At 74.3% G+C, this 19232-nt stretch carries 18 protein-coding genes and 6 tRNA genes; 12 read left to right on the top strand and 12 right to left on the bottom strand.

The genetic code is table 11. The features are described 5' to 3' along the window. Positions 1–296: 296 nt before the first annotated feature. A complete protein-coding gene (locus MID12_RS28795) occupies positions 297–1637 on the bottom strand; it encodes a serine/threonine-protein kinase (RefSeq protein WP_263171873.1) in 1341 nt (446 codons plus the stop codon). Between the two features lie 589 nt (positions 1638–2226). Here MID12_RS28795 and MID12_RS28800 point away from each other — a divergent pair. Together MID12_RS28800 and MID12_RS28805 are read left to right on the top strand one after the other, a co-directional pair. Beyond that, entirely contained in the window at positions 2227–2490 is a 264-nt protein-coding gene (locus MID12_RS28800; RefSeq protein WP_168541907.1) for a hypothetical protein, read from the top strand. Between the two features lie 343 nt (positions 2491–2833). Next, positions 2834–3790: a phosphotransferase gene (locus MID12_RS28805; protein ID WP_411577015.1), complete on the top strand. Its 957-nt coding sequence runs from the start codon at positions 2834–2836 to the stop codon at positions 3788–3790. Between the two features lie 46 nt (positions 3791–3836). Here MID12_RS28805 and MID12_RS28810 read toward each other — a convergent pair whose 3' ends face one another. Together MID12_RS28810 and MID12_RS28815 are read right to left on the bottom strand one after the other, a co-directional pair. After that, on the bottom strand, positions 3837–5207 hold the full coding sequence (locus tag MID12_RS28810) for a nucleobase:cation symporter-2 family protein (RefSeq protein WP_263171876.1): 1371 nt from the start codon (positions 5205–5207) through the stop codon (positions 3837–3839). Between the two features lie 304 nt (positions 5208–5511). Next, positions 5512–5970 (bottom strand): MarR family winged helix-turn-helix transcriptional regulator, encoded by a 459-nt coding sequence (locus MID12_RS28815; protein WP_040255051.1) that lies wholly within the window; start codon positions 5968–5970, stop codon positions 5512–5514. Between the two features lie 220 nt (positions 5971–6190). On the opposite strand from MID12_RS28815, the gene MID12_RS28820 reads away from it, so the two are divergent. After that, positions 6191–7687, top strand: a complete 1497-nt coding sequence (locus MID12_RS28820) for an MFS transporter (RefSeq protein ID WP_078845285.1) — start codon at positions 6191–6193, stop codon at positions 7685–7687. Positions 7688–7795: 108 nt separating this feature from the next. Further along, positions 7796–8080, top strand: coding sequence for a zf-TFIIB domain-containing protein (locus MID12_RS28825; protein ID WP_070083150.1), 285 nt, complete (start codon positions 7796–7798; stop codon positions 8078–8080). Positions 8081–8228: 148 nt separating this feature from the next. Here the strand turns inward: MID12_RS28825 and MID12_RS28830 are convergent. The 5 genes from MID12_RS28830 to MID12_RS28850 form a co-directional block, all read right to left on the bottom strand. Then, positions 8229–8303, bottom strand: a tRNA-Val gene (locus tag MID12_RS28830). Between the two features lie 33 nt (positions 8304–8336). Further along, positions 8337–8408, bottom strand: a tRNA-Val gene (locus MID12_RS28835). A gap of 31 nt (positions 8409–8439) precedes the next feature. Further along, positions 8440–8511 (bottom strand) — tRNA-Val (locus tag MID12_RS28840). 1 nt (position 8512) lies between these two features. Further along, a tRNA-Cys gene (locus tag MID12_RS28845) sits at positions 8513–8586 on the bottom strand. A gap of 37 nt (positions 8587–8623) precedes the next feature. Then, a tRNA-Gly gene (locus MID12_RS28850) sits at positions 8624–8696 on the bottom strand. Positions 8697–8849: 153 nt separating this feature from the next. Between MID12_RS28850 and MID12_RS28855 the strand changes: the two genes are divergently transcribed. The 3 genes from MID12_RS28855 (at position 8850) to MID12_RS28865 (ending at position 11220) form a co-directional block, all read left to right on the top strand. Next, complete coding sequence (locus MID12_RS28855; protein WP_263173514.1) at positions 8850–9884, top strand: chorismate-binding protein; 1035 nt, start codon at positions 8850–8852, stop codon at positions 9882–9884. Continuing rightward, on the top strand, positions 9881–10702 hold the full coding sequence (locus MID12_RS28860; protein WP_040255054.1) for an aminotransferase class IV: 822 nt from the start codon (positions 9881–9883) through the stop codon (positions 10700–10702). The genes MID12_RS28855 and MID12_RS28860 overlap by 4 nt, the downstream gene beginning before the upstream one ends. 137 nt (positions 10703–10839) lie before the next feature. Then, positions 10840–11220, top strand: coding sequence for a GNAT family N-acetyltransferase (locus MID12_RS28865; protein WP_411577016.1), 381 nt, complete (start codon positions 10840–10842; stop codon positions 11218–11220). A 7-nt stretch (positions 11221–11227) separates the two neighbouring features. On the opposite strand, the gene MID12_RS28870 is transcribed toward MID12_RS28865, so the two are convergent. Continuing rightward, the gene (locus MID12_RS28870; RefSeq protein WP_040255055.1) at positions 11228–11755 is read right to left on the bottom strand and encodes a DsbA family protein; all 528 of its coding nucleotides are present in this window, start codon (positions 11753–11755) and stop codon (positions 11228–11230) included. Positions 11756–11948: 193 nt separating this feature from the next. Between MID12_RS28870 and MID12_RS28875 the strand changes: the two genes are divergently transcribed. Then, positions 11949–12383 (top strand): hypothetical protein, encoded by a 435-nt coding sequence (locus MID12_RS28875; RefSeq protein ID WP_040255056.1) that lies wholly within the window; start codon positions 11949–11951, stop codon positions 12381–12383. A gap of 277 nt (positions 12384–12660) precedes the next feature. Next, positions 12661–12849: a hypothetical protein gene (locus MID12_RS28880; protein WP_040255057.1), complete on the top strand. Its 189-nt coding sequence runs from the start codon at positions 12661–12663 to the stop codon at positions 12847–12849. A gap of 69 nt (positions 12850–12918) precedes the next feature. Here MID12_RS28880 and MID12_RS28885 read toward each other — a convergent pair whose 3' ends face one another. Both MID12_RS28885 and MID12_RS28890 read right to left on the bottom strand, forming a co-directional pair. Beyond that, on the bottom strand, positions 12919–13476 hold the full coding sequence (locus MID12_RS28885; protein WP_040255058.1) for a CGNR zinc finger domain-containing protein: 558 nt from the start codon (positions 13474–13476) through the stop codon (positions 12919–12921). A gap of 243 nt (positions 13477–13719) precedes the next feature. After that, the gene (locus MID12_RS28890) at positions 13720–14133 is read right to left on the bottom strand and encodes an SsgA family sporulation/cell division regulator (protein WP_003959770.1); all 414 of its coding nucleotides are present in this window, start codon (positions 14131–14133) and stop codon (positions 13720–13722) included. A 190-nt stretch (positions 14134–14323) separates the two neighbouring features. Between MID12_RS28890 and MID12_RS28895 the strand changes: the two genes are divergently transcribed. Both MID12_RS28895 and MID12_RS28900 read left to right on the top strand, forming a co-directional pair. Then, positions 14324–14758 (top strand): TIGR02611 family protein, encoded by a 435-nt coding sequence (locus tag MID12_RS28895; protein ID WP_263171902.1) that lies wholly within the window; start codon positions 14324–14326, stop codon positions 14756–14758. Positions 14759–14851: 93 nt separating this feature from the next. Further along, positions 14852–14923, top strand: a tRNA-Val gene (locus tag MID12_RS28900). A gap of 345 nt (positions 14924–15268) precedes the next feature. Here the strand turns inward: MID12_RS28900 and MID12_RS28905 are convergent. Further along, on the bottom strand, positions 15269–18280 hold the full coding sequence (locus tag MID12_RS28905) for an SCO7613 C-terminal domain-containing membrane protein (protein WP_263171903.1): 3012 nt from the start codon (positions 18278–18280) through the stop codon (positions 15269–15271). 207 nt (positions 18281–18487) lie between these two features. Between MID12_RS28905 and MID12_RS28910 the strand changes: the two genes are divergently transcribed. Further along, a complete protein-coding gene (locus MID12_RS28910) occupies positions 18488–18961 on the top strand; it encodes an SRPBCC family protein (protein WP_040255061.1) in 474 nt (157 codons plus the stop codon). The last annotated feature ends 271 nt before the right edge of the window (positions 18962–19232 follow it).

Here is a 19232-nt window from a genome sequence, read left to right on the forward strand (position 1 = left end):
TCGGGCGGCCGCGAGGGACGGTGCGGCACATCGGTACCGTAGACGCCCGAGGGGGCGATATCGCGCGAAGCGAGCGGAATGCCACCCGTTCCGGCCAACTACCGCCCTACGGACCGGACATGACCGCCGCGAAGACCCTCGACTCCGGTCCCGGTCCGCCCCGGCCCGACTCCGGTCCCGGCCCCCTCGGCTCCGGGCTTCCGCGCGTCTCCCGGACCTACGACGCGTACGTCTCCCGTGGGCGCGCACCTCTCGCGTGCGTACGTCCCCGTACGTCCCCGTACGTCCCCCGGGCTCTACGGCGCGTACGCGTCCCGGACCTGAGGTGCCTCCCCGGGCGCCGCTCCCGTCCCGCTCACCGGGACCGCGGGCCGGGAGCCGAGCCCGCTGGCCGGACCCTGGCAGCCCTGGGCCGCCGCGATGCCGAGGGCGACGAGCAGCGTCACCACGACGAAGACGATGAGCCGCTGGCGCAGCAGCCGGGGGTTGGCGGGCCTGCGCACCGAGCCGGTGCCGCGCGGCGCGGGACGCCCGGCCTTGTTCCGCGGTGTCGGCCTGCCGCCCTGCCGGGGCGCGCGGCCGGTGGCGGGCCGACCGTTCGCGGGGCGCCCGGTGGCGGGGCGGCCGGACGTCGGCCTGGCGGGTGCGCCCTGGCGGGCCGGGCCGGGGCGGGCCGCCGTCTGCCGGGGGCCGGTCGGGGCGCCCTGGGCGGGGCGGCGCGGGGTGTGCGGCTCCGGGTACGCGGCGGTGACCCGCTCCGTCGTGCCGCTCTCGGTGTGCGGTGCCGGGATCCGGGACTCGGGCAGGCCCTGGGCCTCGCGGGCGGCGATCTCCTTCAGCCGCAGCGAGAGCTGCAGGGTGCTCGGGCGGTCCTCCGGGTGCTTCGCCAGACAGGCCTCCACCAGCGGCGCCAGCGCGTCGGGCACCCCCTTGAGCTGCGCCTCCTCGTGCACCACCCGGTAGAGCATGACCTCCGAACTCCCGTGCCCGAAGGGCGAGTCGGCGGTGGCCGCGTAGGCGAGGGTGGCGCCGAGCGAGAAGACGTCGGTGGCCGGGGTGACCGCCGCGCCGCGCACCTGCTCGGGGGCGAGGAAGCCGGGGGAGCCGACCGCGGTGCCGACGTGGGTGAGGGTGCTCGCCCCGGTGGCCCAGGCGATCCCGAAGTCGATGATCCGGGGGCCCTTGGGCGAGAGCAGGATGTTGGAGGGCTTGAGATCGCGGTGGACCACCCCGGCCTCGTGCACCGCGACCAGGCCCTCGGAGAGCGCGGCCCCGACCGCCGCCACCTCGGCGGCCGTCAGCGGACCGCCCTCGGCGACCTTGTCGTGCAGCGAGGGTCCCGGTACGTACTGGGTGGCGAACCAGGGGCGCTCGGCCTCCAGGTCCGCGGCCACCAGGCGGGCCGTACAGCCGCCGCGGATGCGCCGCGCCGCCGAGACCTCGCGGGCGAAGCGGGAGCGGAACTCCTGGTCCTCCGCTAGGTCAGGCCGGATCACCTTCAGCGCCACCCGCTGGCCGCGGCGGTCCGAGCCGAGGTAGACCACGCCCATCCCGCCCGCGCCGAGCCGGCGGTGCAGCCTGAACGAGCCGACGACTCGCGGGTCCTCGCGCCGGAGCCGCATCATCGCCATGTTCATCCCCGTCGCTGGTCCGTCTGACGTGCCACAGCTTACGTTTACCGCGGGCGGAGCGCGCAGAGGCCGCGCCTTCCCGTTGGGCCGTCTTCAGTACAGGGCAGGCGACTTGAGGGACCCTCAGCGCCGGGCGCCCGACCCGCTCCCGCTCCTGTCGCTCCGTCAGTTCCCGTGCACACCAGGCCGGTTGACCTCCAGGGGGAGCGCACCCGAGGGGCCCGCGCCGCGGGGCGCTCCGGGCCGCGGGAGGCACCCCGCGGTCACCGTGGGCCCACGGGAGCCGGGCGCTGGGTGATCATCGGGGTGAGCGACCTCACCCGGGCCGGGGCGGGACCCCTCCGGGAAGACCCCGAGGACCCGCCCGGATCTCCACCCCGCGTCTCCACCCAGTGGAGTACACCCCGCGCCCGCGCTCATCCTCCGGGAGGCCCGCCATTCGATACGAGGGCATGACGTCGCCGACCGGCCCCGCCCCTAGATTTGAGGTCGAGCGGCGGGTGCAGCACTCGTCCCCCGAGGCCAGACGCCCGCCGCCGCCAGGTGAGGTGCCGGGGGACGGCATCGGACCACCGTTTCGGTCAGGAGAGGGAGCATGGCGGACACCGCGACACGGAGCATTCTCCGTACGCAGAGGCGCAGGGCCCAGGCCCCGCATGCCTCGGCCGCCCTCTCCCTCGCAGGTGCGACCGTGCGCCGTACCGTGACAGGGCTTGGAGTGCGCCCTTCCGGTACCCGCCACCCCGCGGTGGCGGCGGCCATGGTCCTGCCCCTGGCGGCCCTGCTCGTGGTCGTCTTCGGCGGCTGGGACGCAGTGGTCACACAAGCGTCGTCCGTGGGCGTGATGCTGGAGCGCTGAGCGGCACTCCAGGCCCGGGAGAGCGGCCCGGGCGGGGACATCCGGCCTGAACAACCCCGTGGGGACGGGGGTGCGGCGGACGGCACAGATGCCGGCGCAGCTGGGGAGCTGCGCCGGCATTGCTTTTCCCCGGGGTACACCGTCCGCGTCCCGCCCCGTAGGCTCCCTTTCGAGGTCGTCCGGCGGTTCTCCGGTACCGGGACGACGTCCACCGGGTCTCCGGTATCGAGACGTCCGCCGGGTCTCCGGTACCGAGACATCCGCCAGTTCTCCGGTGACCGGTAACCGGTGAGCACAGTCCGCCGGACACCCGGCACCCGGCACCAGTCATCAGGGGGAGTCCGTGTCTGCGACCGTGCTGCGCGCCCTCGCGGCCACCGTGCGCGGCGCGGTCCATCTGCCCGGACAGCGCGACTGCGCCTGCCCCGCCCCGGGGGCCGTGCTCGCCGACCGCGAGGACGCCGCGGTGGTCCGGCACGGCGAGGCCGTCGCCAAGGCGCACGCCCCCGGCACCGACCCCCGCGAACTCGCCCTGCGTACGGCGCTGGCCGCGCACCCCGCGCTCGGCGGCATCCTGCTCCCGCCGCTGCGCACCGACCCCGTCGAACTGCACGGCAGACCGGTCACCCTGTGGCCGCACGGCGAGCCCGTCGACCCCGAGCACCCCGAGGCCGCGCCCTGGGAGGCCGCCGCCCGGCTCCTGGCCCGGCTGCACCGCACCGACCCTTCCGTACTGCCGTCCGGCCTGCCCGCGATGCGCGGCCCCGCCCGGGCGGCCCGCGCCGTGGCCCGGCTGCGCGCCCGCGCCGCCGCGCACCCCGCCGCCCCGGCCGTCCTCGCCGCCTGGTCCGCGCTGCCGCCCTGGGCCAGGGGCGAGGCGCCGGTGCCCGGGAGCGCGCTGTGCCACGGGGACGTCCACCTGGGCCAGCTGGTACGGGAGCCGGGCGGCGGCTGGGTGCTCATCGACGTGGACGACCTCGGCACCGGGCACCCCGCCTGGGACCTCGCCCGGCCCGCTGCCTGGTACGCCTGCGGGATCCTCGGCCCCGGGGAGTGGGCGCGCTTCCTGTCCGCCTACCGGTCCGCGGGCGGCCCCGCGGTGCCCCCGGAGGGCGACCCCTGGCCCGTACTCGACGTACCCGCCCGCGCGGTGACCGTCCAGTCCGCGGCCCTCGCGCTGGTGAAGGCCACCGGGGCGGACCGCGCGCTCGACGAGGCGGAGCAGTCGATGACCGACGCCTGCGTACGGATGGCGGGGCTCGCCCCCGGTCCGGCCGGAGCGCCCGGTAGGCCTGCCTGAAGGGCCGGGCGCGGGTGCGCGCCGCCGGGTGGGGGAGCCGGGCGCCTCAGGAGTCCGCGGACCCCCGGGACCAGCTGCTCGGGGTGTGGTGGAAGAGCAGGTTCAGGAGGAAGGCGGTGAGGGCGGCGCTGGTGATCGCGCTGCCGCCGATGATCTGCACCCAGGTCGGGAAGGCCCGGTAGAAGTCGGGCGCCACCACGGGCAGCATGCCGACCCCCAGGGAGACGGCGACGATCATCAGATTGCCGGTGCCCTCGAACTCGACCTTGCGCAGGCTCCCGATGCCGACCGAGGTGACCGTGGCGAACATGACGAGACCCGCGGCGCCGACCACCGGACCCGGCAGGGAGGCGACCAGTTCGCCGAGCCGGGGTATGAGCGCGAGCACGACGAGGATGCCCCCGGCGACGGCGGCGACATAGCGGCTGCGCACCCGGGTCATGCCGACCAGGCCGACGTTCTGGGCGAAGACGGTGTCCAGGAAGCCGTTCATGATCCCGCCGAGTACGCCGGAGACGCCGTCGGCGGCCAGTCCGCGCGCCAGGGAGCGGCGGTCCACCGGGCGCCCGGTCATCTCCCCGACGGCGAGCATGTCGGCGGTGGACTCGGTGAAGGTCACCAGCATCACCACGCACAGCGAGACCACGGCGGCGACCGGGAACTCCGGGGCGCCGAAGTGGAAGGGCGCGGCGAGGCCGAACCAGTCGGCGTCCCTGGCCGCGGAGAAGTCGGTGAGCCCCATCGGGACCGCGACGAGGGTGCCGGCGATCAGGCCGATCAGTACGCCGAGTTGGGAGAGGAAACCGCGGGTGAAGCGGGTGAGCAGGACGATCAGGAGCACGATGCCGCCCGCGAGGGCCAGATGGCCGGGGGCCGCGTAGCCCTCGGCCTCGGGGTCCTCGCCCGCGATCAGGCCCGCCGCGACGCCGATCAGGGAAAGACCGACCACCGTGATCACGGTGCCGCTGACCACCGGCGGGAAGAAGCGCACCGCCCGGGCGAAGGGCACCGCGACCAGGAGCCCGAAGAGCCCGGCGGCGATCATCGACCCGTACACGGCCCGCAGTCCGTACTCACCGGCGATGAGGATCATCGGCGTCACCGCGGTGAAGGTGGCCCCGGCGACCACGGGCAGCCGTACGCCGAGCACCTTCCCGACCCCCAGCGACTGCACGAGGGTCACCGCACCGGCGACGAGGAGGTCGGCGCTGATCAGCAGCCCGACCGTGGAGGTGTCGAGCCCGGCGGCCGCGCCGAAGACCAGCGGGACCGTGACGCAGCCGGTGTACATCACCAGCACATGCTGCAGCCCGAGCAGCAACAGCCGGGCGGGGGAGGGGACTTGGTCCACCGGGTGGCGGGCGGGTGCGGGGGATGCCGCCCGGTCGGGTGCGGCCGGGTCGGGTGCCTGTGACATGGGGTCTCCGGGGCGGGCGGGGCGTACGGGAGCGGGCCGCCGCGCGCCATGGCGGAGAACGGCGGTGGTGTCCCTGCCCTGATCCCCTCCCGCGCGGCGTTTCAACATTTTGTTGATCCTCGGCCGCGCGGATTTCGCCTTCGTTGCCGGGCGCGCACGGGGGCGTTGCGATTCCGGCGCGGGAACCGGCGTTCCGGGGGCGGATCACCGGGGCGGGGTCAACTGCCGCGGGGAGGGCGCCTGCCGGGGTTCCGCTGCCGGTCGGTGGGGAGGGCTCGCCGGAGCCCCCACCCCGTCCACCCCGTCACTCCTCCCGGGGCCAGGGCCGTCCTCCCAGGCGTTCGATGCCGGTGTTGAAGCGGCGCAGATAGCCGGCGAAGGCCCGGACGTCCTCGGCCGACCAGTCCGTCATGACCTCGTCCAGAGCGCGGACGATGCCCTCGCGCTCCTCGTCGAGCATCCGCTCGCCCACCTCGGTGATGCGGAACTTGCGGGCCATGCCGCCCCCCGGATCCTGGACGCGGTCCACGAGACCGGCGCGCATGGCGGCGGCGGTCTGCCGGTTGAGGGTGGAGGCGTCGAGACCGAAGGCCTCGCTCAACTCGCCGATCGACATGGGCCCTTGTACCCGGATGCGGCTGAGCAGGATGTACGCGCTGCGCTCGAGGAGGCCGTCCTTGCGGCGTCCGCCGCGCTGGTTCAGGAACGTGTGGCGGCTGAGCAGCATCTGCTCGTACTCGACCTCATGCGTGGGCTTGGTCATGCGCCCGGTGCCTTCCGGTTGGACGGGTGTCGATCTGCGGTGGCGGGAGGGGTGGCGGTGCGGGGGCAAGGTCCGGAATCGGGGCGAGTGCCGGGCTGTGGGGTGGAGGGACGGCGGCCTCGGGGCTGGACGTCCCACTCTCTCACGCCCTCTCGTGGATGTGCATGATGCACGCCATGTGTATGGTGCATATCCACTGGTCCCCGTCGAGGAGTGCCCCATGCCGGACGCCCCCCATCCTCCGCTCCACCCCGCGCCCCACCTTCCGCCGCACACCGCCGCGCACTCCCGCCCGATCATCCTCACCCTCGCCTTCGCCGGCACCACCGCGGCGATCATGCAGACCCTCGTCACCCCGCTCCTCGCGGACCTTCCGGTGCTGCTGCACACCACGCCGGCCAACTCCGCCTGGGTGATCACCGCGACCCTGCTCGTGGCCGCCGTGTGCGTCCCCGTCGTCGGCCGCCTCGGCGATCTGCTCGGCAAGCGCCGGATGCTCCTTGCCTGCTCCGTACCGCTGTTCGCCGGTTCGGTGATCTGCGCGCTCTCCTCCTCGATCGTCCCGATGATCGTCGGACGCGGGCTCCAGGGCATGGGCATGGGCGTGGTCCCGCTGGGCATCGCCCTGCTGCGCGATGTGGTCCCCAAGGAGAAGCTCAGCCCCTCGATCGCGCTGGTCAGCGCCTCCATGGGGATCGGCGGCGGGCTCGGCCTGCCGCTGTCCGCCGCCGTCGCCCAGTACGCGAACTGGCGGGTGCTCTTCTGGGGTTCCGCCGCCCTGGCCGCGGTGATCGCGGCCCTGATCTGGTTCCTGATCCCGGACGTGCCGCCCGGCGCCCGGGGCCAGCGCTTCGACGTCCCCGGTGCCCTCGGCCTCGGCGCGGGTCTGGTCTGCCTCCTGCTCGCGGTCTCCAAGGGCGCCGACTGGGGCTGGGGTTCGGGGACCACCCTCGGCCTGTTCGCCGCCTCCGCCGTGCTCCTGCTCGCCTGGGGGAGCTGGGAGATCCGGACCACCGACCCGCTGATCGACCTGCGCACCACGGCCCGGCCCAGGGTCCTGCTGACCAATATCGCCTCGGTCTTCGTCGGCTTCGCGATGTACGCGGGGATGCTGGTGATGCCCCAGCTGCTGCAGTTCCCGGAGGCGACCGGCTACGGCCTCGGGCAGTCGATGCTGGCGGCCGGTCTGTGGATGGCACCCGGCGGCCTCATGATGATGGTGGTCTCCCCGCTCGGCGGAAAGCTGACCAACGCCCGCGGCCCGAAGCTCACCCTGCTCAGCGGGGCACTGGTCATCGCCGCGGGCTACGCCCTCTCCCTGGCCCTGATGGGCTCCGCCTGGGGCATCATGCTGGCCCTGATGGTGATCAACAGCGGCGTCGGTCTCGCCTACGGTGCGATGCCCGCCCTGATCATGGGCTCGGTCGCCCTCTCCGAGACGGCGGTGGCCAACGGCTTCAACACCCTGATGCGCTCGCTCGGCACCTCGGTCGGCGCCGCCGTGATGGGCGTGGTCCTCGCGCAGCTGACCACCGGTACGGGTGCCCGGACCTTCACCTCGGAGAGCGGGTTCCGCACCGGCCTGGTGATCGGCTGCGGGGTGGCGCTGCTCTCCGCCGCGATCGCCGCCGCCATCCCCGCGGTGCGCCAGTCCACCCCCGGCCTCGGAGCGGCACCGGCCGGGGCCGAGGACGAGCGCTCCACCGCCACCGCCTGACCGCCGAACCGGGCGCCCGGCGGCGAACCCGACGAAGTAGGGTTCCCTGCACCGGAGCCGGGCGGTCCCCGGCCAAGCCGTACCCACCGGCGAGGAGTTGAGCCGAGCATGCAGTGTCCCAAGTGCCATGCCCCGATGCACACCTACAACCGCAACGGCGTGCAGATCGAGCAGTGCAGCGGTTGCCGCGGGATCTTCCTCGACTACGGCGAGCTGGAGTCCCTGACCCGCCTGGAGTCGCAGTGGTCGCAGCCCGCACCGCCGCCCCCGCCCGCCGCCCCGCAGGCCTACCCGGCCGCCCCCGCCCCCGCCTGGGGCGCCCCGCAGGGCCACCACGGGCAGTACGGACACCACCGGCACAAGGGCTTCGGGCACATGCTCTTCTCCTCCTGAGCCAGGCGCCGGGTGCGCCCGCGCGCCCGCACCCGCGAAGTCCCGGACTCCCTTGAGCGGTCCGGGACTTCGCCGTGTCGTGCCGCGGCGGGGGAGAAACGAGAAGGCGGCCCGCCCGCACACCGTGCGACCGGACCGCCTCTGCAGCTGGTGGACGATACTGGGATTGAACCAGTGACCTCTTCCGTGTCAGGGAAGCGCTCTCCCGCTGAGCTAATCGTCCTCGGGGACCACGGCCGGGGCCGCGGTGACTGCGTGCGCGATACTGGGATTGAACCAGTGACCTCTTCCGTGTCAGGGAAGCGCTCTCCCGCTGAGCTAATCGCGCGGGACTGAACCTCTGCTGCCAGTGGTTCGAGTGGACGATACTGGGATTGAACCAGTGACCTCTTCCGTGTCAGGGAAGCGCTCTCCCGCTGAGCTAATCGTCCTTGGAGGTGGAGACGGGATTTGAACCCGTGTAGACGGCTTTGCAGGCCGTTGCCTCGCCTCTCGGCCACTCCACCAGGAGTGAGCGGGGGTTCGGGAAGATCCCCCACGTCGAGCGGACGACGAGATTCGAACTCGCGACCCTCACCTTGGCAAGGTGATGCTCTACCAACTGAGCCACGTCCGCCTGTCGTTTCGGCCCGCTCGCGCGGCCCGGCGACGAAGTGAACTCTAGCGGATTCCACGGCCAGCACAAAAACGCGTTTACGCAGCGTGCTGCGCTGTGACCGCTCCAGGGCACCCGCAGGTCACCCGGCCTAGACTCACGAGTGTGCGCCATATGTCCGCCAATGCCCGCTTCGGGAGCCGTCTGGCCGAGGGGCTCCTCGACGTCACCGACGACCCCGCGGCCCTGGACTCGACCGGCTTCTGGGCCGTCTGCCAGGACTTCGAGGGCGGCCTGGTCTGCGCCCGCTTCGCCGCGGTCCGCGAGCAGGCGGCCCCGCCGGCCCGCCCCGGAGCCTGGCCGGGACCGGCCCCCGAGGCCTGGGACACCTCCCTCGGCCACCGGTCCTATACGGAGGGTGTGCGCACCATCCGGGACCGGATCGCCGCGGGCGAGGTCTACCAGGTCAACCTCTGCCGACTGCTCACCGCACCGCTCCCGCCGGAGGCCGACCTCGGCGGCCTCGCCGCCCTGCTCGACCGCGGCAACCCGGCCCCGTACGCCTGCCTGATCCGGCTGCCCGCGCACGGGGTGGAGGTCGCCTGCGCCTCGCCGGAGCTCTTCCTGCGCCGGAGCGGCCGGGAGGTCGCCTCCGGGCCGATCAAGGGCACCGGGCGCACCGCGTCCGCGCTCACCGCCAAGGACCGCGCCGAGAACGTGATGATCGTCGACCTGGTGCGCAACGACCTCGGCCGGGTCTGCGAGCCCGGCTCGGTCACCGTGCCCGAACTCTGCGCGGTGCAGCGCCATCCCGGCCTCGTCCACCTGGTCTCCACCGTCCGCGGGCAGCTGTGCGCCGGGGCGGGCTGGCCGGAACTGCTCGCCGCGGCCTTCCCGCCCGGCTCGGTCAGCGGCGCCCCCAAGTCCCGTGCGCTGCGCCTGATCCGCGCGCTGGAGCCGGTGCCGCGCGGGCCCTACTGCGGCGGGATCGGCTGGGTCGACGCGGACCGGCGCCGCGGCGAGCTGGCCGTCGGGATCCGCACCTTCCGGGCCGACCGGAACACCGCCCGGCTGTGCTTCGGCACCGGCGCCGGGATCACCTGGGGCTCCGATCCGGAACGCGAGTGGCGCGAGACCGAACTGAAAGCCTCCCGGCTGCTCGCGGTAGCGTCGGGGACCTACGAGCCAAGTGGAGGATCAGCGGCGTGAAGATCTGGCTGAACGGAGCCCTGCGGGACGCCGAGTCCGCGCGGGTCTCCGTGTTCGACCACGGACTGACCGTGGGGGACGGGGTGTTCGAGACCGTCAAGGCCCTCGCGGGCCGCCCCTTCGCCCTGACCCGGCATGTGGAGCGGCTGGTCCGCTCGGCCCTCGGCCTCGGCCTGCCGGAACCGGACCGGGCCGAGGTCCGCCGCGCCGTCGAGGCGGTCCTCGCGGACCAGCCGGTGCCGCTCGGCCGGATCCGCGTCACCTACACGGGAGGCGTCTCGCCGCTCGGCTCCGAGCGCGGCGACACCGGCCCGACCCTGCTCGTCGCCCTCTCCGAGACCACCCGGCGCCCCGACTCCACCGCCGTCGTGACCGTCCCCTGGCGGCGCAACGAGCACGGCGCGGTCACCGGCCTGAAGACCACCTCGTACGCGGAGAACGTCCTCGCCCTGTCCCGGGCCCACGAGCAGGAGGCCTCCGAGGCGCTGTTCGCCAATACGGCGGGACGGCTGTGCGAGGGCACCGGATCCAATGTCTTCGTGGTGCTCGACGGGGAGATCCACACCCCGCCGCTCGCCTCCGGCTGCCTCGCCGGGATCACCCGGGCCCTCACCCTGGAGTGGACCGGCGCCAAGGAGACCGACCTCCCGCTCGACGCCCTGGAGCGCGCCGAGGAGGTCTTCCTCACCTCGACCCTGCGCGATGTGCAGGCGGTGCACCGGGTGGACGGCCGCCGGATCGAGGCCGCTCCCGGCCCCGCCACCGCCAAGGCGATGCGTGTCTTCGCGGAGCGCGCCGGGCAGGACCTCGACCCCTGAGCCGGGCAGGACCTCGACCCCTGAGCCGGGCAGGACCTCGACCCCTGAGCCGGGCAGGACCTCGATCCCGAGTCCGGCTACGAGGCCGTCCGGCCCGGAGGCGTACCGGACCCGCGGAGCAGGGTAGACACCCCGGCATGACGACCACGCTGCGGCCGGTGGAGCCGCTCCAGCGAGGCGAGGGCGGCGCGCTGTCCCGCCGCTACCAGGTGTGTGTCAACGGGCGGCCCGTCGGTCTGGTCCACCTCGCCACCGACCCGGAACGCGGCCCCGGCGTGGCCCAGGTGCGGGAACTGCGGATCCAGGAGGCCGACCGGCACCGGGGCCGGGGCACGGTGGCCGCGCTCGCCGCCGAGGAGATCGCCCGCGACTGGGGCTGCGGCGCCATCACGGTGACCCTGCCCGGCGACGCCACCCCCGGCCTGCGGCTCGCGCGCGCCCTGGGCTATCTGCCGGGCGGCGACCCGGAGGCGACGGGGACGGACGGCTCGGGGCCGCTGGAGAAATCCCTGCGGTAGGGGCGGCTCAGTCCTTGGCGTCGGCGAGCAGGCGGTCGGCGATCTCCTCGATCCGCTCGCGCAGCCCCTCCTGGCTCGTGCCGCCGTCGAGGCGTTCGCCCCCGATGACGTACGTCGGGGTGCCGGTGATGCCGATCGCCTTGCCCTCGGCGTGGTCGGAGTCGACCATCAGGATGTGCCGCCCGTCGATCAGCGCGGTGTCGAACTCCTCGGCGTTCAGGCCGAGTTCGCGGGCCACCTGGACGAGGAAGGGCTCGCCCTGGGCCTCCAGCTCCTCCACCCGCTCCAGGACCGCCTCGACATAGGTCCAGGCCTGGCCCTGCATCGCCGCCTCCTCCGCCGCCTGGGCCGCGGCGAAGGCGTACTTGTGCCGCTCCAGGGGGAAGTGGCGCAGCCGCAGCTCCAGCTTGTCGCCGTAGCGCTCCCGCAGCGCGCGCAGGTCGGCGAGGGCGGTCCGGCAGTCCGGACACTGCAGCTCGCACCAGACGTCGAGCAGGGGAAGCGCCGCGGAACCGGCCGGAGTGGAGTCGCTCATGCCGTCAGTGTTCCAGCCCGCCGCCCGCACGCCCAACTCGGACCTGCGGACGAGGGGCCGACCGGCCCAGGGGAGGAGGGGCGACCCCGAGATCTCCCTGAGCCCGCGGGGGGACCGTGGCCCCCGGACGGACAACGGGTGCAGGATGGAGGGAGAGCCGTGACCCGCACGGCCGAGGCCGCTGGAGGACCGGATGCTTGCCGAGACCGTGTGTTCCGCCGTAGCCGTGGCGGGCCTTGGCATCGCCGGGGTCACCGCCTACCGCAAGCGCTTCCTCGCGGCCGCCCGGCTCGCCGCCTACTCCCTGGTGCCCCTCGGCCTGGTGATGACCGGCGCCGTGGAGTGGGCCGTGGACACCGCCTTCAGCCCGATGGCCTGGGCGGGCTTCGGCGTACTCGGCGGCGCCTGGCTCCTGTTCACCGGTACGCGCGCCGTGGAGCGCCGCGGCGGCGGCACCCGCAAGGAGCGCAAGGCGGCGCGCGCGGCCCAGGACCGGGCCGTGGCACCGGCCGCCGCGGCCCCGCCCCTGGGACAGCAGCCCGCCGCTCGCCGGGGCTCCTCGCCCGCGACGGGCGGCTCGGAGGACTTCAGCGACATCGAGGCCATCCTGAAGAAGCACGGCATCTGAGGCACGGGACTGCGAAGTCCCGGGTCCGGTCCACGGGATCGGGCGTACGGGACATGGCATACGGGCCCTGACGTACGGCGTCCCGGGTCCGCCGAGTGCAACGGTGTGCAGCCTGCTCGGCGGGTGAAGCGGGGCGGCCGAGGAAGGCGCTGCGGGGGCGGGAGGGCCCGCGGGGCTGCCGAGTGTGGCAAGCGTGTCACAAGATCCGGCGAAGACCCTTGGTTTCTGCGCGTCCCGGGGCGGGGGCCCTCCGGCCCTGCGTCATGATCATCGCGAGATGCCCGACAGTTCCCGCACCCCCGCCGCCCCGTCGACCGCGGCCCAGGCCACGGCCGAATACCCCGCCGAGACCCAGGAGCGCCGAGGCTGTCTCTTCGCCCTCTCGCAGCCACCTCTGATGATCTTCCTGGCGGTGATCGGCTGCCTGCTGCTCTCGGCCTCGCTGCACGATCTGCTGTTCCTGTGAGGTGCCCTTCCGGTGCCGGAGAGCGGCCCTCCGGCGCCCGGCGTCCGGTGACGCGCGGTCACCGGGGGCTCAGCCCGCGGCCTCCTTGCGGCGCGCCCGGTAGGCGGCCACATGCAGTCGGTTGCCGCAGGTGCGGCTGTCGCAGTATCGGCGGGAGCGGTTCCGGGACAGGTCGACGAAGGCGTTCTGGCAGTCCGGCGCCTCGCAGCGGCGCAGCCGCTCCTGCTCGCCCGCGACGACGAAGAAGGCGAGGGCCATGCCGCAGTCGGCGGCGAGGTGGTCGGCGACCGAGGCGCCGGGGGCGAAGTAGTGGACGTGCCAGTCGTAGCCGTCGTGGTCGGTGAGCTGCGGGGTGGTGCCCGCGGCGGCGACCAGCTCGTTGATGACGGCGGCAGCCGCCCGGGGCTCGGCGGCGGCGAACACCTCGGTGAAGCGGCCGCGGACCGCGTGGACCGCGGCCAGATCCTCGGCACAGAGCGCGCCGACACCGCTCACGTCGTGGTCGCGGACGAACGCGGCGAGGTCGGCCACCGAGCCCAGGGCGTCGGGGCCGTCCTCCTCGGGAGCGGAGTTCACCAGGTCCACCACGGTCAGCAGCGCGCACCGGGTGTCATGGGTGATCTGCACGGGTCGCTCCCTGGCCTGGGTCGGTCGGATGCCCGCCGATGCTAGCGGCTCGTACCCGACCAGGGGCGTGAGTCGCCCGTTACCAGGGGTGGCCGCGACCGGACCGGGGCCCGCGGCCGTGCAGCGCACCGGCGCCGCGCGCCGCGGCGAACCGCGGCGGCGACGCCGGTCAGTCTGCGCTTGTCCGTGCCCGCGCCGTCTCCCCGAGTGGACGGCGCCGGGGGGCTCCCAGGGGGCCCGGCCTCAGCTTTCGGCCAGGATGTGTGAGAGCTCCGTGTCGAGATCGAAGTGGCGGTGTTCGGTGCCGGGTGGCACCGCGGCGTCCGTTCGCTTCAGGAACGACTCCAGGGCCCGCGCCGGGGCCTCGAGCAGAGCCTCGCCCTCCGGGGAGCTCAGGGCGATGCAGACAACGCCCTGTCCGTGGCTCCGGGACGGCCATACGCGGACGTCTCCGGTGCCCGTGGGCCGGTGCAGGCCCTCGGCGAGGAGGTCGCGGGCGAAGACCCACTCGACCGTCTCCTCGGCTCCGGTGTGGAAGGTGGCGTGCACGGCGTAGGGATCGGCCGTGTCATACCGCAGTCCTGCGGGAACAGGCAGTGAGGACTCGCTCGACACAACGAGGCGCAGGTGCAGCTCGCAGCTGACCGTGGTGTTCATAAGCGCCAAGGCCTTTCGCTCAGTGTGCGCTCGGGGATTCGCACGTCGGCGAAATCGACATGCCACCTACGGTGCCGTTGTAAACCCCTCTGAGTGTTTTGAGTCGCTTTAGGTACCTCGGATGGCGGAGTGTTTCTTCAGCCTGTGGGCCCATTCCGGTGACATGTTTCTGTCGGGTAGGTTTGGCGGCATGAATACGGGGAGTGACGAGATGGCGGAGGGCGTGGTGGTGGTCAAGGAGGAGCGGGAGGAGAGACCGCTCGGTTCGCGGGCTCCGGACTTCGTCAAGGCGCGCAGGTACCTGCATCTGAGCTGGCAGGTCGGCGTCTTCGTGGTGGGTCTCGTGGTGGTCGTCGGGGGCATCATCATGCTTCCGCTGCCGGGGCCCGGCTGGCTGGTGATCTTCGGCGGCATGGCCATCTGGGCGACCGAGTTCGTCTGGGCCCAGCTGGTGCTGCGCTGGACCAAGCGCAAGGTCACCGCGGCGGCGCAGCGCGCGCTCGACCCCAAGGTGCGGCGCCGCAACATGATCCTCACGACGATCGGGCTGCTGATCATCGCCGTGCTCGCGGGTGTCTACCTGTGGCGCTTCGGCCTGGAACTGCCCTGGAACATAAAGGAGTGACCTGCCGGGGCGCGGGGGGCCGGGGCGGTCCCGCGGGTGATCGCCGGGTGGTCGGGGGCACACCTGACATGCGGTAATGTTCTCCGTGCGCCCGGGCGATTAGCTCAGTGGGAGAGCGCTTCGTTCACACCGAAGAGGTCACTGGTTCGAACCCAGTATCGCCCACCCGGTTCCGCGGCCCGGAGGCCTTCGCCTCCGGGCCGCGGTCGTGTCCGCATTCCGTAGTGGAGGATTCCGGTTCCCTTTCCGGAATCTGACGGTGACTCATCCGTGACCATGGCGGAGGAATGCGAATCCCCGTATTCCGTTCCGGTGACGCCCCGCGATTTTGTGCGCGGCCGCGGACCGCAATTCGCCCGGGGCGAGCCGAATTCGCCGCCGCTTGGCCTGAACTCACCCACGGTCCTTCCTTTTCGCGCCCCGTGCGAACCCCTGCGAAGGGAACCGGGACAACTCCCGGTTCCCCCGGGGCCGTCGGCGACCCGAGGGAACCGGACGCCGGGGGCGGCCTCAGCGCATCCGGGACAGGGCGCCGCGGAGCCTGCGTGCGTCCCGCAGCCGCCGTTCGTACGTCGCGCCGACCGCGAGCAGTAGCAGCCCGGCCAGCGCGGGCGGCACCCAGCGCGGCAGCGCGTCGGCCAACTGCACCAGGAACGGCGCGAGTTCGTGCAGGGCGACCAGGACCAGGGTGGACCCGCCGAGCAGCAGCGGAGCCGCGAGCCGCCGGTGCGCCCCGGCCAGGGTGAGGGCGAGGGCCCCGAGACCGAGCAGCAGCGGGCGCTGCCAGTCGCCGTCCAGCCAGGTCGCCACCAGCGAGGGCAGCAGGGTGGCGGCGAGCCCGGGACCGTAGGCCGTCCAGGAGGAGGCCCCTGGGTCGCGGCGGCGGCGCAGCAGTCCGAGGAGCAGTGCGGGCACGGTCGCGGGCAGCGTGTAGGCCTCCGGCGCCGTGACCTCCCAGGAGCCGAGCCGCACCCAGGACGCCAGGACGAAGAGCACCGCGGAGACAAGGCCCGCCGCGCGCCTGCGGTCCTCGTGCAGCGCCTCGGCGGCGGCGAGGACACCGCAGAGGGCGAGGACCAGCGCCAGTACGGGCGGTTCCGCGGCGGCGAGACCGAGGGCGAGGACCGCGGCGGCGGCCCCGGTCACCTCGGCGGCGAGGCGCCCCGCGGGCTCCCGCAGCACCCGCCCGGCGAGGAGCACGGCGAGCGCGGCCGGCACCAGGACCAGCAGGGCGGTACGTGCGGCGGGCCAGTCGGCGGCGGCACCCGCGGCCGCGAGGAGTCCGGTGCCGAAGGCCAGGGCGGCGGCCACCGCCGCCGCTCGCAGGGCCGCGCGGACGGCTACCAGGGCGGTGGGACCGGCGTGGGGTGCGGCGCTGGCACCGAGTACGGCGCTGGGTGCATGCGTGGCACCGGCGACACCGGGACCGACTTCGGTGGCGCCGGGTGCGGTTGCCGTGGCGCCAGCGCCGGCACCCGGTGCGGTGGGATCGGTACCGGCACCGCTACCGGCCGCCACAGGGGCACCGGCGGCAGCACCAGCCCCGGAAGCCGCGGTGGACCGGACGGCGAGGCCGGCGGTCGCGGTGAACAGGGCGGTCGCGGTGAACAGGGCGGTGAGCATGGCCAGGGTGCCGAGTGTCCAGGCCTCGGTGCCCAGGGAGAGGCAGAGCGCGCCGCCCGCGGAGGTCAGCGCCAGGCCCAGCGCGGTGGGGGAGAGGGCTGCCTCGGTGGTCCGTACGGCGAGCAGCAGGAGGGCCGCGCAGAGTGCCGACTGCCCGGCGACCACGGCCGGATAGGGGAGTTCCGCCGCCGGGGGCAGGCAGTACAGGGCGGACCAGGCGAGCACCGTGGCGACCGGGTCGGCGGCCGCGCGCAGGGCCTCCGGCGCGCTGCGGACCGTACGGCCCGCGTACCGCACGCAGGCGGCGAGGAGCGCGAGGACCAGCAGGGCGGGCAGCGGGCGGGGCTCGTCCAGGCCCTGGCCGAGCAAGTCGCCGCGGGCGCCGCCCCACACCTGGTCGAGTACGTCGAGCGGTGCGGCCAAGGTGTGCAGGGCGGCGGGCAGCGCCCAGGCGCCGATGAGGGCGGCCACCGCGGCGGCGGCGCCCAGAACTCCGCGCCGGACGTCGAGCGGAAGGGACGGAGCGTTGGCTTCCTCGGCGGGGGTGCCGGGTGTCTGGGCGGGGGCCGCCGCGTTCTGCTGATCCCAACCGGCCTTCTCCGTGGCGGGTGTTCCGGTGGTTCCGGTCGGCCGGAGGTGGTGGTGGCCGATGGCGGCCAGCAGGGTGAGGGCGCAGAGGAGGTAGCCGGGCACCGCCCAGTCGGAGGGCAGCAGGGTGCGCAGGGCGCCGCCCGCCGCCGCGATCAGGAGCAGTCCGCCCGTGGCGGCCGAGGGCACCGAGATCCCCAGCGGCCCCGGTCGCCAGGCGGCAGTGAGGGCGAGCGCCCCGGCGCAGCCGAGCAGCGCGGCCGAGCCCAGGGACGGGCCGGCGCCCTGCGCCTCGGCGGAGAGCTCCGCGGCGAGGGCCACGGCGACGGCGAAGGCGGTGAGCGCGGAGGCCGCGGCCACCAGGCGCACCGGCAGCGGTCCCGGCCGACGTACCAGAAGGAGGTCGGTGGCCGCGGTCAGGAGGAGGGCCGAGGACCACAGGTAAGGGCCCGCGTCGAGGTGGGCGGCGAGGAGGAGCAGGGGTGCCTGGCCCAGGGCGACCGCCGCCGGGACCGGGAGGCGCAGCTTCGGGAGGCCCGTGCCGTAGGCCGTCCACAGGGCGGTCAGCAGGGTCAGGGAGGCGGCGGCGTAGGCGGTGCCGTCCGTGTCGGGCAGGGCGACCGCGTGCAGGGCGTAGGCGTCGAGGAGGGTGAGCGCCAGGCCGAGCGCGGACAGGGCCTCGGCGGTGGAGCGCAGGCCGCGGCGGAGCAGCGGCACCGGGGCGCCGAGGGCGGTGGCGGTGACGGCCGCGAGGACCGCGGCCCGCGCGCCGATGCCGAGGTGGCCCCAGCTGACCAGGGTGAAGGCGAGCGCGGCGATGGTCAGCAGCAGCCCGCCGAAGAGCAGCAGCAGATTCTGCACCCGCGGGCCGGAGGCCTCCGGAGCCGTCTGCCGCGCGCCCGCCGGGTGGGCGGGGTGCACCGGGGTGCGGGCGTGGGCGCGCCCCGGGGCGAAGCCTCCGGCCTGCGGGGTGCCCCAGCCGGTCCCCGGGCCCTGCGGGGCCGCGGAGCCGGAACCCTGCGACGCGGTGCTGCCCCATCCGGCCCCGGAACCCTGGGGTGCCGTGCTGCCCCATCCGGACCCGGGAGCCTGCGGCGCCGCGCCGCTCCACCCGGCCCCGGGAGCCCGCGGTGCGGAGCCCCAGCGGCGGCCCGGGATCTGCGGCTGCCCCCAGGGTCCCTGCGGCACCCCGCCGAGCATGCCGAGCAGCCAGGCTCTGCGGGCCAGCAACTGAGCCCGGCGCGCGTCGAGTTGACGCAGCTCTTGGTCGAGGAGCCGGAGTTCCTCGGCGGGTGTCGGCGTGTTCGTCATGGCCCGAGTCTGCTGGCCCGGGCCCCGCCGGGGCATGGGTGCGGATACTCAGCTCGTACTCAGCCGGGGAGGGGAGGGCGGCCGGTACCCGGCCCGGGAGGGAGCAGCGCGGGGGCGGTGTTCCTACGCGGTTCCTACGCGCGGATGCGCCGACGCCCCGCACGCCGCAACCCCTCGCCCACAGGCCTCGCCAGGCACACTCGGAGCATGAACTGGTGTCACTACCGCTTTCGCAGTGTCTGGTACCTGCCCGCCCGTCCGGCGCTGGTCGGTGCCGTGCTGGAGGACGCGGAGAACTACCCGCTGTGGTGGCCGCAGGTGCGCGAGGTGGTGCCGTTGGACGAGCACAGCGGGCGGGCGCGGTTCAGGTCGGTGCTGCCGGTGGACCTGGTCGTCACGGCCCGGGAGCGCAGGCGGGACCCCGGCTCGGGCGTCCTGGAGATCGAGATGAGCGGTGACCTCCAGGGCTGGGCGCGCTGGACGGTGCGTACCGGACCCGGCGGCGCGGGCACCAGGGCGGTCTACGAGCAGGAGGTCGAGGTGCGCAAGCCGCTGATGCGCAGGCTCGCGGTGCCGGGGCGGGCCGTGTTCCTGGCCAACCACGCCCTGATGATGCGGGCCGGGCAGCGCGGGCTGCGCGCGCACCTGGACCGTCTCGCGAGCCGGGCGGAGGTCGGCTGAGGCGGCGGCCGGGAGGTGTCCGTACCGGCGGCCGGGAGGCGCGTACCGCAGGTGTCCGTACCCGCAGGTCTTCGTGGCCGCGGTGCGCGAGGTCCGGGCGAGGAGGCGGGGGAGGTGCGGGCGCCGGTTGTCGGTGGAAGCTGTGAGCCGGAGGCACTCGGGGTCCGTGCCGGGGACCGGTGCCCGGCACCGCGGATCGAGACGCGTACCAGGCGATCGAGAACCCGCACCGGCCGATCAAGACCCGTACCGGGAATGCGGTTTGGAGCAG

The organism is Streptomyces sp. SCSIO ZS0520 (assembly GCF_025643355.1).
Lineage (GTDB): Bacteria > Actinomycetota > Actinomycetes > Streptomycetales > Streptomycetaceae > Streptomyces > Streptomyces physcomitrii.